We start from the raw sequence: 15,836 nt of genomic DNA on the forward strand, positions 1-15,836 counted from the left end.
GGGCGCGACGACCGCGAGGTCCGCGTGCGCGCCGGGGGCGATGCGGCCCTTGTGCCGCAGCCCGACCAGGTCGGCCGGCGCCGTCGCCATCTTCTCGACGACGGCGGCGAGCGACCAGCCGCGCCCGCGCGCCTCGGTCCACACGACGGGGAGTCCGATCTGGAGGGACGCGATGCCGCCCCACGCCGACCCGAAGTCCCCGGTGCCCTTGAGCTCGGGGGTCGCCGGCGAGTGGTCGCTGACGACCATGTCGATCACGCCGTCCGCGAGGCCCTGCCAGAGCAGGTCGCGGTTGGCCTCTTCGCGGACCGGTGGGCAGCACTTGAAGCGGGTGTCGCCGTCCGGGACCTCCTCGGCGGCGAGCGCGAGGTAGTGCGGGCACGTCTCGACCGTCACCCGGACGCCCTCGGCGCGAGCCTGCGCGAGCAGCGGCAACGCGGCCGCCGAGGACAGGTGCACGACGTGCACACGGCCACCGGTCTCGCGCGCGGCATCGAGCAGCCGGGCGATCGCCGAGTCCTCCGCCTGCGCGGGCCGTGACGCCAGGAAGTCCGCGTAGCGCGGGCCCTCCGTCGAGCCGATGAACGCCGCGTCCTCGGCGTGGGCCAGCAGGACGGCGTCCCCCATGACCCGCAGCGCGGTGCGCGGGTCCGGGAGCGGCGGGAACTCCGGGACCCCGCTGTCGAGCAGGAAGCACTTGGCGCCGAAGGCGCCCGCGGCGAGCAGGCCCGGGAGATCGGGCTCGTTGCCGGGCACCGCCCCACCCCAGAACCCGACGTCGACACTGCACTGTCCGTCGGCCGCCTTGCGCTTGACGTCGAGGGATCCCGCGTCGAGCGTCGGCGGCAGCGAGTTGAGCGGCATGTCGATGATCGTCGTGACGCCGCCGGCCGCGGCGGCCCTCGTCGCGGAGGCGAAGCCCTCCCACTCGGTGCGCCCGGGCTCGTTGACGTGCACGTGGGTGTCGACGAGGCCGGGGATGAGCACCTCGTCCTCCGCCAGCCGGATCTCGGCGGCGTCGACCGGCGCATCGACGGGCAACACCTGGAGGATCCGCTCGCCGTCGACCAGGACCGCGGCCGGGCGCTCGGCGCCGTCGACGATCACGCGTCCGCGGAAGACGGTCCTCACGACCGGTACTCCCGCCAGCTCGCGATCTCCGAGATGTCGGTGCGCGGTGCGGGGTGCTCCGGGCGAAGGATCATCGCGAGGGACCCGGAGCCGTCGGCCAGCTCGACGACCCCGAGCTCCAGCCCGTCCGGCTCCCCGGGCAGCAGCACCTCACGGAGCTGGTCGAACGAGAGCTCGTAGACCTCCCCGTGCACCGCGGCGGTGCCGCCGTCCTCGAGGGCCGGGTAGCGGCCGTCGACGGCGTGGAAGCGGTAGCGCGGGGCCGTGGTGGTGCGGGCGACCAGCGGCGCGTCGCCCACCAGGTGGTGGTCGGCGCCGCCGGACATCGCGGTGCCGTTCAGGAACATCCGGGGCATGCCGGTTCCTCTCGTGAGTGGCAATGGTCGCTCCGGCAACCATCGCCGCTCACAGGGTCAGAAGGTGATGTGCTCGGGGCGGACCGGGACGCGGCGGAGGGGTTTGCCGGTCGCGGCTCGGATGGCCGCAGCCACCGCCGGGCCGGAGGAGATCGTGGGGGGCTCGCCGACGCCGCGGACGCCGTAGGGCGCGTGCGGGTCCGCGTACTCCAGGACCTTCACCTGCATCGGCGGCATGTCCAATATGGTGGGGATCAGGTAGTCGGTGAAGGACGGGTTCTTCACGATCCCGTCCTGCACGATGATCTCCTCCATCAGGGCCAGGCCCATGCCCTGCGCGCTGCCGCCCTGGATCTGCCCGACGACGGCGTCCGGGTTCAGCGCCCGGCCCACGTCCTGCGCGGTGTCCAGCGCGACGACCTTGACCAGCCCCAGCTCGACGTCCACGTCGACCACGGCGCGGTGCGCGGAGAAGGCGTACTGGACGTGCGCGTTCCCCTGGCCCGTCTCCGGGTCGATCGGGAACGTGGGGCGGTGGTGCCACTCGACCGTCTCCTCGACGGGCTCGGTCAGGATCTCCACCAGGGAGGCGACGACGTCCCCGCCGGCCGCGACGATCTTCTCCCCGTCGAGCCGCAGCTCCGGGATGCCGAGACTCTCGGTGGCGCGCTTCAGGACCGTCGTCCGCACCGCCTCGCACGCCGCCTTCACGGCGCCGCCGGTGACGTAGGTCTGGCGGGAGGCGGACGTCGAGCCGCCGGAGCCGACGGTGGTGTCCTTGGGGTGCACCACGACCCGCTCCACGCCGAGCTCGGTGCGGCAGATCTGCTGCTCGATGGTGACCAGCCCCTGCCCTACCTCCGCCGCGGCGGTGTGGACGGTCGCGACCGGTTCTCCCGCAACGACTTCCAGCCGGACCCGGGCCGTCGAGTAGTCGTCGAAGCCTTCCGAGAACCCGACGTTCTTGTAGGTCACGGCGTACCCGATGCCGCGCCGGACGCCCTCGCCGTGCGTGGTGTTCGACGCGCCGCCGGGGAGCTCACGGATGTCCCTCTCCCCCACCGGGTCGGCGGGCAACGGCAGGTCGCGCACCGTGCGGATCAGCTCGGCGACGGGCGCGGCCGAGTCGATGACCTGGCCGGTGATGTTGAGGTCGCCCTCCACCATGCCGTTGAGCGCCCGGATCTCGACCCGGTCCATGCCGACGCGGTCGGCCAGCTCGTCCATCAGCGCCTCGTGCGCGAACGCCGCCTGCACGCAGCCGAAACCACGCATCGCACCGCACGGCGGGTTGTTCGTGTAGACGCCGCGGGCGTCGACGTGGACGCTCGGGATCCGGTACGGGCCCAGCCCCAGCGTGCCGCCGTTGCCCACGACCGCCGTGGTCGACGACGCGTAGGCGCCGCCGTCGAACAGGATGTCCGCCTTGGCGTAGACCAGCTCGCCGGTCTCCCGGGCGCCGAACTCGTAGCGCAGCCACGCGGGGTGCCGGTGCACGTGCCCGAAGAACGACTCGTCGCGGGCGTAGCTCATCTTCACCGGCTTGCCGGTGTGCAGCGCGAGCAGGCAGGCGTGGACGTGCATGGACAGGTCCTCGCGGCCGCCGAACGCGCCGCCGACGCCGGCGAGCGTCAGCCGCACCCGCTCCGGCGGCAGCCCGAGCACCCGGCAGACCTGCGACTGGTCGACGTGCAGCCACTGGGTGGCGACGTAGAGATCGACGCCGCCCTCGCCGTCCGGCACCGCGAGCCCCGACTCCGGGCCGAGGAAGGCCTGGTCCTGCATGCCGACCTCGAAGTCCAGTGCCACGACGACGGGTGCCGTGGGCGACGGGTCGCCACGGCGGATCTTCAGGTCCCGCACCAGGTTGTCGTGGCCCGCGTGCACCCACGGGGTGCCGTCGGAGAGCGCCGTGCGGGGGTCCGTGACCGCGGGCAGCACCTCGTAGTCGACCACGATCCGCTTCGCCGCGCGCCGCGCCGTCTCGGGATGGTCCGCCGCGACCAGCGCGACGGGCTCGCCCTGGTAGCGGACCACGCCGTCGGCCAACGCGGGGGTGTCGAGGTGCTCCAGCCCGACGGCGTTCTCCCCCGGGACGTCCGCCGAGGTGAGGACCGCCGAGACGCCGGGGACCTTCAGCGCGTCCGTGATGTCGATGCCGCGGATCCGGGCGCTGGGGTGCGGGCTGCGGAGCGTCACCCCCCAGACCATGTCGTCGTGCCAGAGGTCGGACGAGTAGGCGAACTCGCCGGTGACCTTCAGGGTGCCGTCCGGCCGCAGCGGGGAGTCCCCGAGCCGGCCTGCCGTCCGCGTTTCGGTCGAGGTCATGACGCCTTCTCCAACAGGGTGCGGTGGACGCGGGCGCACTCGCGCGCCACGGCATCGGTGTCCACGGTGGTGACGCGGCCGCGCTCGACGACGGTGCGGCCGTTCACGAGCAGCAGCTCCAGCGGCGGCGGCGAGCCGAGCACCAGGGCCGCGACGGGATCGGCGACGTCCGCGTGGCCCAGACCGTTCAGGTCCCACAGGGCCAGGTCGGCGAGCTTGCCGACCTCGATCGAGCCGATCTCCGCCTCCCGTCCGAGCACCCGCGCACCGCCCATGGTGGCCAGCTCCAGGGAGTCCCGGACGGTCAGCGCGGTGGGGCCGCCCACGGCGCGGGCGAACAGCACCGCGTGCCGGACCTCCTCCAGCAGGCTGCCCGCCTCGTTGCTCGCCGCACCGTCGACGCCGAGGCCGACACGGGCACCGGCGTCCCGCAGGTCACGGGTCCGGGCGATCCCGGCCCCGAGCCGGGCGTTGGACGACGGGCAGTGCGCCACCCCGGTCCGGGTCGCGCCGATCCGCTTGACGGCCTGGTCGTCGAAGTGGATGCCGTGGGCGAACCAGACGTCCTCCCCGGTCCAGCCCAGGGACTCCACGTAGTCGAGCGGCGAGGAGCCGAAGCGCTCGCGACAGAAGTCGTCCTCGTCCATGGTCTCGGCGAGGTGGGTGTGCAGCCGGACACCTCGCCGCCGCGCCAGGAGAGCGGACTCCCGCATGAGGTCCCCGGTGACGGAGAACGGCGAGCACGGGGCCAGCGCGACCTGCAGCATCGAGCCCGGCGAGGGATCGTGCCAGCGGTCGATCGCCGCCTCGGACGCCGCCATGATCGCGTCCCGGTCCTCCACGACGTGGTCCGGCGGGAGGCCACCGTCCTTGCGCCCCAGGTCCATCGAGCCGCGGCAGGGGTGGAACCGCAGACCCACCTCGGCGGCGGCACGGATCTCGGCGGCGAACACGTCGCCGCCCTCACGGGGGAAGACGTAGTGGTGGTCGGTGCTGGTGGTGCAGCCCGTGAGCGCGAGCTGGGCCAGTGCGCCGGTGGCGCCGGTGTGGACGGCGTGCTCGTCGATGCCGGCCCAGACCGGGTACAGCGTGGTGAGCCACTCGAAGAGCGTGTGGTCCACGGCGAGGCCGCGGGTCACCCACTGGTACAGGTGGTTGTGGGTGTTGACGAGGCCGGGGGTGAGCAGGCCGCCGCGGGCGTCGACCACCCGGTGGCCGGCTCGGTCCGGGGCAGGGCCGGGGCCGACGGCGGTGATCCGGTTCCCCTCGACGACGACGTGGCCCCCGGCGATCTCCTCGCCGGTCACCGTCACGACGTGGGCGTTCTCGATGATCATCGGCTGACCGCCGCAGACCGCGCGGCATCGATGCGCGCCTCGCCCGCGCTCCGCACGGCATCCAGGATCTTCTCGTACCCCGTGCAGCGGCAGAGGTTGCCCGCCAACGCCTCCCGGATCTCCGGGTCGCTCGGGGAGGGGTTGTGGTCCAGGAGGTCCTTCGTGGACATCAGGAAGCCGGGCGTGCAGAAGCCGCACTGCACCGCGCCCTTCTCCACGAACGCCTGCTGCACGGGGTCCAGCTCCTCGCCCGCCAGGCCTTCCACGGTGGTGACCTCTCGCCCCTGCGCCTGGCCGGCGGCCACGAGGCACGCGCAGACGGGGGTCCCGTCGAGGTAGACGGTGCAGGAACCGCACTCGCCCTGCTCGCAGGCGTTCTTCGAGCCGGGCAGGCCCAGCCGCTCGCGCAGGGCGTAGAGCAGGCTCTCGCCCTCCCAGACGTCGTCCGCCTCGCGGGCGACGCCGTTGACGGTCAGCTCGATCCTCATGCGGCGCTCCGGTTCTCGTCGCGGTAGGCATCCCAGGCCCAGGTCGCGGTGCGACGGGCCATCACGGACAGGGCGTGCAGGCGGTAGGCGGCGGAACCGCGGACGTCGTCGATCGGGGCCGCGGCGTCCCGGACCCGGCGACCGAACTCCGTGGCCAGCGACGCGGGCAGCGGGCCGCGGGAGTCCCACAGCCCGGCGGCCTCCAGCTCGCCGGCCAGGAACTCCGCCGCCGCCACCGCGGGCCGGGGTGTCGGCGCGGCCGATCCGATCCCCGTGCCCACGACGCGGCGATCGGGGTGCAGCGCGAACCCGAAGGCGGACACCGCGATCACCATGGCGTTGCGGGTGCCGATCTTCGAGAACTGCTGCGGGCCGGACGGCGGCGTGATCAGCACGGCCGAGATGAGCTCGTCCGGCTCCAGGACGCTCCGCTTCACCCCGGTGAAGAACTCGGCGACCGGGACCACGCGGGTGCCCCGGAGAGACGCGATCTCCACGGCGGCGAAGGCCGCCAGCAGCGCCGGGTGCGAGTCCCCCGCCGGCGAGGCCGCGCCGAGGTTGCCGCCGACGGTGCCCCGGTTGCGGATCTGCGGCGAGCCGACCGTGCGGGCCGCCATCGCCAGGCCGGGCAGGTGACCACCCAGCTCGGAGATCACCCGGACGTACGGGACCCCCGCGCCCAGCCGGACCCGGCCGTCGTCGAACGCCCACTCCCGCAGCTCGGGGACCCGGGTCAGGTCCAGCAGGGCGGGCGGGCGTCGGTGGTCGAAGTTCAGCTCCACCATGACGTCCGTGCCGCCCGCGATCGCGACCGCGTCGGGGTGTGCGGCCTTGCACTCGAGAGCCTCCGCCCAGGAGGCCGGCGCCAGGAAGTCCATGCCGAGAAGTACACCTCCCGTTCGTCACGGTCACGAGTCCCCGGTGAGACGAAGCCGTGGCGGTCCCGTGGGTCGCGGTTGTAGGTTCCTCCAATGCTGCTGCGGGACCTGGTCGGACGGGCCGACCTCCGGCTCCGGCTGCTCCACGGCGACGAGGCCGCCCTCGACCGTCCGGTGCGCTGGGTCTACACCACGGACCTGCGCGATCCCGCCCGCTACCTGTCCGGCGGGGAGCTGGTGATCAGCGGGCTGATCTGGCGGAACGAGCCCGCGGACAGCGAGCGGTTCGTCGCCGCCATCGCGGAGGTCGGCGTCGCCGCCCTCGCCGCCGGGGCGGCCGTCTTCCACGGCATCCCCGACGACGTCGTCGAGGCCTGCCGCCGCCACGACGTGCCCCTCCTGGAGGTGCCCGAGGAGGTGTCGTTCGGCGCCCTCACCGAGGTCGTCGTCGGGTCGGTGACGGCGGCCCGCGGGGACCGGCTCGCCGTGACCGTCGGGCGGCAGCGCCGCCTGCTGGCGGCGGTGGCCGGCGGGATGGGGCTCGAGGACCTGGCCGCGCAGGTCGGGATGGCGATCGGGCTCACGTGCCGGGTCCTCACCGCGACCGGCCGGGCCCTGGCGGCGGGTCCAGAGCCCCTGCCGGAGAAGGAGCGCGACGCCGCGGTGCGGCGGTTCCTCACCGCCGACCGCCTCCCCGCGGTCGTCCCGGGGACCCCGCGCAGCGTGTTCCCGGTGGGCCCCGCGTCCGAGCTGCGGCCGACCTCGTGGTTCGTCGCGGTCGACGGGGCGCACCCCGAGTGGGACCAGGAGACGACCGAGGCCGTCGGGGAGCTGGTGGCCGTCGCGGCCCTGGACCGGGCGCGTCGCGGGGAGGGACTGCGGTTCGCGCGCGACATCGCGGACGACGCGATCTCCCTGGTGGCAGACGGTGCCGGCGAGCGCCCGGAGCTCCCGGTGCGGCTCCGGCAGGCCGGCCTGGACCCGGCCGAGCACCTCGCCGTCGCGGTCGCCGCCTTCAGCGGTCCCGGGCGCGTCGAGACCGCCCGCTCGGTCCTGGTCGACGCCGCCGCCCACCTCGGACCACCCGTCGTCGGAACCTACGAGGGGATGGCGGTGGCGCTCGTCCCCGGGGACACCGCGGTGCTCGACGCTGCCCTGGCCCGCCTCGAACCCGGGCTCGCCGGGGACCGGCTGACGATCGGCATCAGCCGGCCCGCCGCGATCGCGGCCCTCACCGGTGCGCTGCAGGAGGCGGTCCACGCACGGACCCTCGCCGCGCAACGGCCCGGCGCCCTGCACGTCGTCACCGCAACCGAGGTGACCTCGCACGTGGCCCTGCTCGCCGCCGTGCCGGACGACGTCCGCCGGACCTTCGCCGAGCGGGTCCTCGGCCCGGTCCTGGCCTACGACGCCCGCAACGACTCCGGTCTGATGGAGACCCTGGAGGCCTTCCTGGAGCACTCCGGCAGCTGGAGCCGCACCGCCGAGCACCTCCACCTGCACGTCAACACGGTGCGCTACCGCATCGGCCGCGTGGAGGAGCTCACCGCCCGCACCCTCTCCCATTTCCCCGACCGAGTGGACGTCTTCCTCGCCCTCCGCTCCCGCTGACTCCCTTGACCGCATTATGGAGCCACAACTGTCATTTCCGGGGTCGGATTCGACAGTTGTGGCTCCATAATGCGGCCGGGGTGTGGACAACTCGAGCGGATGGCGCGGTTGTGTCGTAGGGGGTGCGCACGCTGCATCCATGGAACCCGACTACCTGACCGCCCAGCTCCGCGAGCTGGACCTCTTCCGTGGCACCGACGCGATCGCCCAGGGCATGATCACGCACCGGGATCTGCGCGCCGGGCGCTACCGGCGCCTGTTCCGGGACGTCTACACCTGGAACGGCGTGCCGGTCACCCACGAGCTCCGAGCCCGGGCCGCGGCGATGGCCCTCCCGGCGGGCGTCGTCATCACCGGACGGTCCGCGGCGGCGGTGCGCGGGGCGCCGATCTGCTGGCCGGACGATCCCGTGCACGTCGCCGTCCCGCTCGGTGCGCGGGTCGACCGGCGCACCGGATTGCTGGTTCGCCGCGCCGACCTCACCGCCGTGGAGCACGAGCCCTGGGCGGGTGGGCTCCTTGCCTCACCACTGCGAATGTGCCTCGACCTCCTGGTCGGACGCGCGCTGCCGGACTCCGTGGCCGACCTCGACCAGGTTCTCCGGTGCCGGCTGGTCGACCGGGACGGGTTGCGCGCGATGCTGCGTGCTCGTCGCGACAACGGCATCGTCGTCGCCCGTCACGCCGAGGCGCTGGCGATCGACAACGCGGACTCGGTGCCGGAGTCGCAGGTGAGGGTCCATCTGGTCCTCGCCGGGCTCGATCCGGTGCCCCAGCACTGGATCGAGCTCGACGGGGAGCAGGTCGCCCTGGTCGACCTCGCCTTCCCGGCGCGGAAGGTCGCCGTCGAGTACGACGGTGGCTGGCGGGACGGCGAGACCTGGGCGCTGAACCGCGACCGGGCCCGTCTGAACCGCGTTCAGGAGGCCGGCTGGCGGGTCGTCTTCGTGACCGCGGCCCTCCTCCGCACCCCGAACCGGATGGTCGCGGAGATCAGCGCGGCCCTCTCGTCCCGCTGACCCACCGCATTATGGAGCCACAACTGTCAATTCGAGGGTCGAGAACGACAGTTGTGGCTCCATGATGCGGTCAGGGGTGGGAGTTCAGGCGGGCGGCCTGGCGGATGAGGTGGTCGCGTTCCGCCAGTGACGGGGCCTGTCGGGCCGCCTCGGTGTACAGGGTCGCCGCCCTTTCGAGATCGCCGGTTCGTTCGTGCAGGTAGGCCGCGACCGCGGTGTGGCGGGGCAGGTTCTCGTCCAGCTCGCTCAGGGCCTTCAGGCCGGCCTGTGGGCCGTCCGCCTCCCCCACCGCGACCGCGCGGTTGAGCTTCACGACCGGGCTGTCGGTCAGCGCCACCAGCTCGTCGAACCACTCCACGATCTGGACCCAGTCCGTCTCCGCGGCGGTCCGCGCGTCCGCGTGCAGGGCGGCGATCGCGGCCTGGGCCTGGAACTCCCCCAGCCGATCCCGGGCGAGCGCGGCCTGCAGGATCGCGACGCCCTCGGCGATCGCCTCGGTGTCCCACCGGCTCCGGTCCTGCTCGGCGAGCGGGACCAGGCTGCCGTCCGCCGCGATCCGGGAGGTGCGCCGGGCGTGGTGGAGCAGCATCAGCGCGAGCAGCCCGGCGACCTCGGGATGGTCGATCCCCGCCGCGAGCACCCGGGTCAGCCGGATCGCCTCGGCGGCGAGGTCGACGTCCCCGGAGTAGCCCTCGTTGAACACCAGGTAGAGCGTCCGCAGCACGGTCCCGACGTCGCCGTTGCGGTCGAACCGCACCGCCGACACGGTCTTCTTCGCCCGGCTGATCCGCTGCGCCATGGTCGCCTCGGGGACGAGGTAGGCCTGCGCGATCTGCGTCGTGGTCAGCCCGCCGACGGCCCGCAGCGTCAGCGCCACCGCCGACGCGGGCGTCAACGACGGGTGGGCGCACAGGAAGTAGAGCTGGAGCGTGTCGTCCACGTCGGACGCCCGGCCCGGCTCGGGTTCGGCGTCCACCCGGTCCTCCCGGCGACGGCGGGCCGCGTCCGCCCGCGTGGCGTCGAGGAACTTGCGCCACGCCACCGTGACCAGCCAAGCCTTGAGATCGGCAGGCCGTTCCCGGGCGCGCACGGCCTCGACCAGCGCCTCCTGCACGGCGTCCTCGGCCGCCGCGAAGTCGGCTCCGCGGCGGACGAGGACACCCAGCACCCCCGGGGACAGCTCCCGGAGCTCCGGGGCGGAGCTACTCGGCACTGGCCGGCAGCTCCCCGTAGACGGGCCGGACCTCGAGCCACTCGTGGATCGGCTCGCCGCCCTTGCCCGGCGCCGCGGACAGCTCCGCGGCCAGCGCGTACGCCCGCTCCTCGCTGTCCACGTCGATGATCATCCAGCCGGCGATGAGGTCCTTCGTCTCCGCGAACGGGCCGTCCGTGACGGGCGGACGTCCCTCGCCGTCGTAGCGGACCCAGCGCCCCTCCGGGGCGAGCGCCTGCTCCCCGACGAACTCCCCGGTGGACTCCAGCTTCTTCGCGAAGTCCTGCATGTAGGTGATGTGGGCCGTGATCTCCGCGGGCGTCCACTGGTCCATCGGGACGAAACCCTCCGGGGTCGGCGCGCCGCGGTAGTGCTTGAGGAGCAGGTACTTGGCCATCGTCGTCTCTCCCTCGGTGCGTGGCGGCCCATTCTGGCCGCCTCCGCCCCGGGGACGGAGCCGGTCCCGGCTTCTCGACATCCCTCCCTGACTAGTCCCTGACGACCGTTGCCTGGATGAGTCCGTACGGCCGGTCGGCGGCGTGGAAGACCTCGTTGGGGTTCTCCAGGCCGAAGGGCGACAGGTCGACGACGAAGTGGTGCTTGTTCGGCGCCGACAGCGACACCTCGGTGATCTCCGGATGGGCCTCCAGCACCGCCTTGCCCATCTCCCAGAGGGTCTGCTGCAGCGCGAGGGAGTGCACCGAGGCGAAGCGCTCCAGCAGGATCGCGCGGACCTCCGACCAGGTCTTGTCCCACTCGACCGCCGTCCCGGCGTAGGTCCAGGTCGCGACGAGGGACGTCGACATGATCCGGTCGTGCGTCTCCTGCAGGGTCGTGTACTCGTCGGTCAGGAAGCCCGCGAACTCCGAGCCGGTCGACTTCAGCAGCACCAGGTCCTTGAGACCGGACACGACGCGCTCACCCGCGGAGGTCACCTCGACGACGGTCGTGCGGACCTCGGACTGCCGCCGCACCCACGAGTGGTCGTTGAGCCGCTCCCACGAGTACTCGTCGACCGCGATCCGGGCCCCGGACACCGGCTCCACGTCCGCGACGAAGTGCCGGGCCAGGGTCAGCGCGTAGTCCTCGATCTCGCGGAGCCCCTTCTCCTTGGCGTACGCGTAGACGGTGTTCTTCTGGGTGTCCGTGGGCAGGACCCGGCTCTGGTCCCCGTGCAGGTGCGCGGCGGAGAAGTCGCCCTGCAGCGCGGTGGACACGGTGACGTCGCGGATCTCGTGCCGCGGCGTGTCCCGGTAGATCCGGACGACGCGGTTCTCCGCCTTGCCGTAGTCGTTGGCGCCCAGCCTGATTCCCATGTCAGCTCCCGCGGTAGGTCGAGTAGGCGAAGGGGGACAGCAGCAGCGGGACGTGCAGGTGCTGCTGCGGGTCGGTCACCGTGAAGGCCACGGTCACCTCGGGGTAGAACGGCGACCACGGCGCCGTGGCGAAGGTCAGGGTGTGCACGCCGGCCCCGGGCTCGGCGAACCGGCCGCGGCCGTCGGCGTCCGTGACGATCCGGTCGAGCTCGCGGCCGTCGGCGCGCAGAACGACCGTCATGCCGGCGGCGGGCGTTCCTGTGGCTGCGTCGAGGACGTGCGTGGACAGGCTCATCGCTCTCCCTCGCTGCGCGAGGTCGGCGCTTCGCGCGGGCGCTGTGTCGATGAGTCGCTCGCGGGCTCGCTCATGCGAGCACCGCGCCGAGCCGCAGCCGGTTGATCGCCGCCAGCTCCCCGAGCGCCACGAGCCGCTCCTCGCCCGGGGCGTTGCCCAGCCGGGACCGCAGCGTGGCGAGCAGGTCCTCGGCGCTGCGGCCACTGGCGCACACCAGGTACACCCGCCCGAACCGTTCCTCGTAGGCCCGGTTGCCCTCGTCGAGGGCCGCCAGCACCGCGGCATCGGCGGAGGCGACGGCGGCCTGCTCGCTGCCGGCCTCTGCCGCGGCGGCCCGGTCCCCGATCCGCGGATGCCCGGCCAGCGCGTCGTCGAGGTCCGCGGCGGACAGGGCAGCCGCCGCCGCGGCCTGCAGCTTCTCGGGGGTCCCGTACGGCCGCCCGGCCGCCACCTCGCGGGCCCAGCGTGGCGCCGTGCACACCTGCAGGAGCAGGGCCTCGGCGTCCTCGGCCGGGAGGGTGTCGAAGGAGATCACCGGCGGAACGCTCCCACACGGGCCGCCGCGATGGGGTTCGCCTCTGTAACAAGGTCCTCGAACCGGCGGTTGGCCACCTTCGCGATCTCGATCAGCGCCGCGGCGTGCTCCTGGGCGGGCGCATTGCCCAGCCGCCGCGTGCCCTCGGCGAGGATCGCGGCCCGGTCCGGATGGTCGCGCACGCACACGATCAGCGGGATCCCGAAGCGTTCCCGGTAGCTCGCGGCGAGCGCCTCGAACTCGCTCCGGTCGTCGTCGGCCAGCCGGGTCAGGCCCGCGCACTCCTGCTCGTGCACCGAGTCCTCGTCGACGAGGTCGCCGCCCAGGTCCGGATAGGCCGCCATGAGCGCCCGCTGCTCCTCGCGGGGCGTGGCGAACAGCGCCTCCTGGAAGGCGGTCCGCAGGGCCGTGGTGTCCGCGAACGGCGTGCGGTCGTAGGCCCGCCCGACCACGTCGGTGGGTCCCTGGAAGAGCCGGCCGAAGGCGGCGACGAACTCCCCGCGGGTCATCCCGTTGACGGCGTTGAGCCGGATGGTCGGGGTGCCCGGCGCCCCCGCGATGGCCGGGCCACGGCCGACGTGATGGAACACGAGGTTGAGCACGATGGCGGTGATGCTGCCCAGGGTGATGCCCGAGCCGAAGACGATCTGCGCCCAGCCCGGCAGGGCCTTGGCCACGTCCGGCTGCGCGGTCACGAGCATCGCCAGCCCCACGCTCGTCCCCACGATGACGACGTTGCGGTGGTCGTGGAAGTCGACCCGCGACAGCGTCTGGAAGCCGACGACGGCCACGGTCGCGAACATCGCCAGCGCCGCGCCGCCGAGCACCGGGTGCGGGATGCTCGCCACGATCGCGCCCGCCTTCGGGACCATCCCGATGAGGATCATGAACACGCCCGCCGCGGCCACCACGTAGCGGCTCTTCACGCGCGTCAGCCGGACGAGCCCGACGTTCTCGGCGAAGCAGGTGTAGGGGAACGAGTTGAGGACGCCGCCGATGGTCGTGGCGAGCCCGTCCGCCCGCAGCGCCCGCGCGACGTCCTCCTTGCCGACCCGCTTGTCCACGATCTCGCCGGTCGCGAACACGTCGCCGGTCGTCTCCACGGCGGTGATCAGCATGACGACGATCATCGAGACGATCGCGGCGCCGGCGAACTTGGGCCAGCCGAAGAAGAAGGGCGTGGTCACCCCGAACCAGGACGAGTCGCCCACGCTCGCGAACGAGACGTCGCCGAGGATCCACGCCACGGCCGTGCCCAGGACCAGCCCGATCAGCACGGCGACGGTGGCGGCGAACCCGCGGAAGACGCGCTGGATCAGCACGATCACGGCGAGCGTGCCGAGGGCGTACGCCAGGTACCGGCCGTTGGTGGGGTCCGGCGACGAGCCGCCGCCGACCGCGTCCGCCGCGGCCACGGGCAGCAGCGCGAGCCCGATGATCGTGATCACCGTGCCCGTGACGACGGGTGGGAAGAACCGGATGAGCGTGGAGAACCACGGGGCGACGAGGAAGGTGAACAGCCCCGCGACGATCACGGCGCCGTAGATCACCAGCAGCCCGTCGGTGCCGCCGCCGGCCGCCATGCCGATCGCGATCATGGGGCTGACCGCGGTGAACGTGACGCCCTGCAGCAGCGGCAGCCGCACGCCCACCTTCCAGAAGCCGATGCTCTGGATGATGGACGCGATGCCGCAGGTGAACAGGTCCGCGTTGATCAGGTGGATGAGCTCGCGCTCCGACAGCCCGATCGCGCCCGCCAGCAGGATGGGCACGATGACCGCCCCCGCGTAGAAGGCGAGCACGTGCTGGATGCCGTAGACGGCGAGCTTGCCGGCCGGGAGGACCTCGTCGACCGGATGGGGCTTGCGTCGGGCCGACGTCGGGGACGACCGGTCGGCCGGACGGGAGGAAGAGCGCACGGGCACCTCGCTGCGTCGAGAGATGACGGGTGGTGGGCGCCTCCTACGGTGACCCGCCCTCGCGCGGCGGGGCAGGCACGGCGTGCACGAACGCCCGGGCCCCGGGCACCGTGGGTTTGTGCGATCCGACAGACCTCGAGCCGACCGATCGCGGGCACCGAAGCGACCGCGGGCACCGGGACGACCGCGAGCCGACGGCCGGGAGCCCGGGCTCAGCCGGTGAGCTGCCCGAGCGCCGCGCGGGCGCCCGGGTTCAGCTCGACCGGCCCCGTGTCCGCGGCGGTCCTCGGGTCGATCCCGACCGCCGCGGGCGCGGCCGACACCAGCGCCGCCTTCTGCTGGAACAGCACCTTGGTCACCGCGCAGGCCGCCTCGGGCGAGAAGTCCGACCGGACGACCAGCATGTTCGGCAGCGTGATCGTCGGGACGTCGCCCGAGGTGTGGTAGGCCGCGGCCGGGATGGTGCCCGCCGAGTAGACGTCGTCGTCGCGCTGCAACGCCGGGAGCAGGGTGCTGACGTCGACGAACCTCATCCGCGACCCGTCCGAGGCGAACAGGTCCGCCACCCCGCCGGTGGGCAGCCCGCCGGACCACACGAAGCCGTCGAGGGTCCCCGCCCGCATCGCGGCGACGGTGGCGTCGAGGTCGAGGTGCTGTGCCTGCACGTCCTTGGCCGGGTCGAGGCCGGCGGCCTGCAGCAGCCGGTCCGCGATCAGCTCGGTACCGGACTTGGCCGGGCCCGTGGAGATCCGCTTCCCCCGGAAGTCCGCCATGCTCGAGACACCGGACCCCGCCGAGACGACGACGTGGGTGTAGTCCGGGTAGATCCGCGCGAGGGCCTGGATCTTCTGCGGCTCGGAGAACACGCCCTGCCCACGTACCGCGTCCGCGGCGCCGTCCGCCTGGGCGAACGCGATGTCGTACTCGCCGCTGGCCAGCTGCTGCACGTTGCCGAGCGTCGAGCCGGTCTGCACGGCCCTGGCCTGCAACGGAGTGCCCGCCGAGATCAGCCGGGCCAGCTCGGTGCCCATCGCCGAGTACACCCCGGACGCGGTCCCGGTGGCGATCACCAGCGGGCGTGCGGGCGCTCCGCAGTCCGGCGCCGCGGCGTTCGACGGCGCGCCGCTCCCACAGCCCGCGAGCACCGTCGCGAGGATCGCGCCGACCCCCGCTCCGATCCGGATCCGGGCTGACCGCACCATCGCCATCGGGTGTCTCCCCCTCGAGCGGACCGACGTGGAACCGACGCAGCGTTACGTCGGGAAAGGATCGTATGCCGGGCGGGCGCTCCGCGCCGGATGCGACGCGGGTGATCACCCGGCTACCCGGCGTGACACAGAATTTTCGCGGGTCACCCAGCGGTGCGGACCGCAGGTCTCTACCCTGCCGTTTCACGGCGACACGCAGTCGG

At 73.2% G+C, this 15,836-nt stretch carries 15 protein-coding genes; 2 read left to right on the forward strand and 13 right to left on the reverse strand.

Translation table 11 applies throughout. The features are described from left to right. From allB to ABD324_RS26480, 6 genes are all read right to left on the reverse strand, one after another. Positions 1 to 1,131, reverse strand: a 1,131-nt coding sequence (allB, locus tag ABD324_RS26455) for an allantoinase AllB (RefSeq protein WP_344422701.1), incomplete at its 3' end; no start/stop codon positions are given. Further along, positions 1,128 to 1,487 carry an allophanate hydrolase-related protein gene (locus ABD324_RS26460; RefSeq protein ID WP_344422704.1) on the reverse strand — a complete coding sequence of 120 codons (360 nt, stop codon included), beginning with the start codon at positions 1,485 to 1,487 and terminating at the stop codon, positions 1,128 to 1,130. The genes ABD324_RS26460 and allB, both read right to left, overlap by 4 nt. Before the next feature lie 57 nt (positions 1,488 to 1,544). Continuing rightward, positions 1,545 to 3,815 (reverse strand): xanthine dehydrogenase family protein molybdopterin-binding subunit, encoded by a 2,271-nt coding sequence (locus ABD324_RS26465; RefSeq protein WP_344422707.1) that lies wholly within the window; start codon positions 3,813 to 3,815, stop codon positions 1,545 to 1,547. Further along, a complete protein-coding gene (locus tag ABD324_RS26470) occupies positions 3,812 to 5,152 on the reverse strand; it encodes an 8-oxoguanine deaminase (RefSeq protein ID WP_344422710.1) in 1,341 nt (446 codons plus the stop codon). Before ABD324_RS26470 ends, ABD324_RS26465 begins: the two co-directional genes overlap by 4 nt. Further along, entirely contained in the window at positions 5,149 to 5,640 is a 492-nt protein-coding gene (locus ABD324_RS26475) for a (2Fe-2S)-binding protein (protein ID WP_344422712.1), read from the reverse strand. Before ABD324_RS26475 ends, ABD324_RS26470 begins: the two co-directional genes overlap by 4 nt. Further along, positions 5,637 to 6,518 carry an FAD binding domain-containing protein gene (locus ABD324_RS26480; RefSeq protein WP_344422715.1) on the reverse strand — a complete coding sequence of 294 codons (882 nt, stop codon included), beginning with the start codon at positions 6,516 to 6,518 and terminating at the stop codon, positions 5,637 to 5,639. The genes ABD324_RS26475 and ABD324_RS26480 overlap by 4 nt, the downstream gene beginning before the upstream one ends. 93 nt (positions 6,519 to 6,611) lie before the next feature. Between ABD324_RS26480 and ABD324_RS26485 the strand changes: the two genes are divergently transcribed. Beyond that, a complete protein-coding gene (locus tag ABD324_RS26485) occupies positions 6,612 to 8,129 on the forward strand; it encodes a PucR family transcriptional regulator (RefSeq protein ID WP_344422718.1) in 1,518 nt (505 codons plus the stop codon). Between the two features lie 139 nt (positions 8,130 to 8,268). Then, entirely contained in the window at positions 8,269 to 9,147 is an 879-nt protein-coding gene (locus ABD324_RS26490) for an endonuclease domain-containing protein (protein ID WP_344422721.1), read from the forward strand. A 70-nt stretch (positions 9,148 to 9,217) separates the two neighbouring features. On the opposite strand, the gene ABD324_RS26495 is transcribed toward ABD324_RS26490, so the two are convergent. The 7 genes from ABD324_RS26495 to ABD324_RS26525 form a co-directional block, all read right to left on the reverse strand. Further along, entirely contained in the window at positions 9,218 to 10,360 is a 1,143-nt protein-coding gene (locus ABD324_RS26495; RefSeq protein WP_344422723.1) for an RNA polymerase sigma factor, read from the reverse strand. Continuing rightward, a complete protein-coding gene (locus tag ABD324_RS26500) occupies positions 10,350 to 10,757 on the reverse strand; it encodes a YciI family protein (RefSeq protein ID WP_344422726.1) in 408 nt (135 codons plus the stop codon). The genes ABD324_RS26495 and ABD324_RS26500 overlap by 11 nt, the downstream gene beginning before the upstream one ends. A 91-nt stretch (positions 10,758 to 10,848) precedes the next feature. Then, the gene (gene pucL / locus ABD324_RS26505; protein ID WP_344422729.1) at positions 10,849 to 11,676 is read right to left on the reverse strand and encodes a factor-independent urate hydroxylase; all 828 of its coding nucleotides are present in this window, start codon (positions 11,674 to 11,676) and stop codon (positions 10,849 to 10,851) included. 1 nt (position 11,677) lies between these two features. Continuing rightward, a complete protein-coding gene (gene uraH / locus ABD324_RS26510; protein ID WP_344422733.1) occupies positions 11,678 to 11,971 on the reverse strand; it encodes a hydroxyisourate hydrolase in 294 nt (97 codons plus the stop codon). Positions 11,972 to 12,041: 70 nt separating this feature from the next. Further along, complete coding sequence (uraD, locus tag ABD324_RS26515) at positions 12,042 to 12,506, reverse strand: 2-oxo-4-hydroxy-4-carboxy-5-ureidoimidazoline decarboxylase (protein WP_344422736.1); 465 nt, start codon at positions 12,504 to 12,506, stop codon at positions 12,042 to 12,044. Next, the gene (gene uraD / locus ABD324_RS26520; RefSeq protein WP_344422739.1) at positions 12,503 to 14,425 is read right to left on the reverse strand and encodes a 2-oxo-4-hydroxy-4-carboxy-5-ureidoimidazoline decarboxylase; all 1,923 of its coding nucleotides are present in this window, start codon (positions 14,423 to 14,425) and stop codon (positions 12,503 to 12,505) included. The genes uraD (ABD324_RS26515) and uraD (ABD324_RS26520) overlap by 4 nt, the downstream gene beginning before the upstream one ends. A 212-nt stretch (positions 14,426 to 14,637) precedes the next feature. Further along, positions 14,638 to 15,633, reverse strand: a complete 996-nt coding sequence (locus tag ABD324_RS26525; RefSeq protein ID WP_344422742.1) for a TAXI family TRAP transporter solute-binding subunit — start codon at positions 15,631 to 15,633, stop codon at positions 14,638 to 14,640. Positions 15,634 to 15,836: the final 203 nt, after the last annotated feature.

The sequence above is a fragment of the Pseudonocardia ailaonensis genome (assembly GCF_039531635.1).
GTDB lineage: Bacteria > Actinomycetota > Actinomycetes > Mycobacteriales > Pseudonocardiaceae > Pseudonocardia > Pseudonocardia ailaonensis.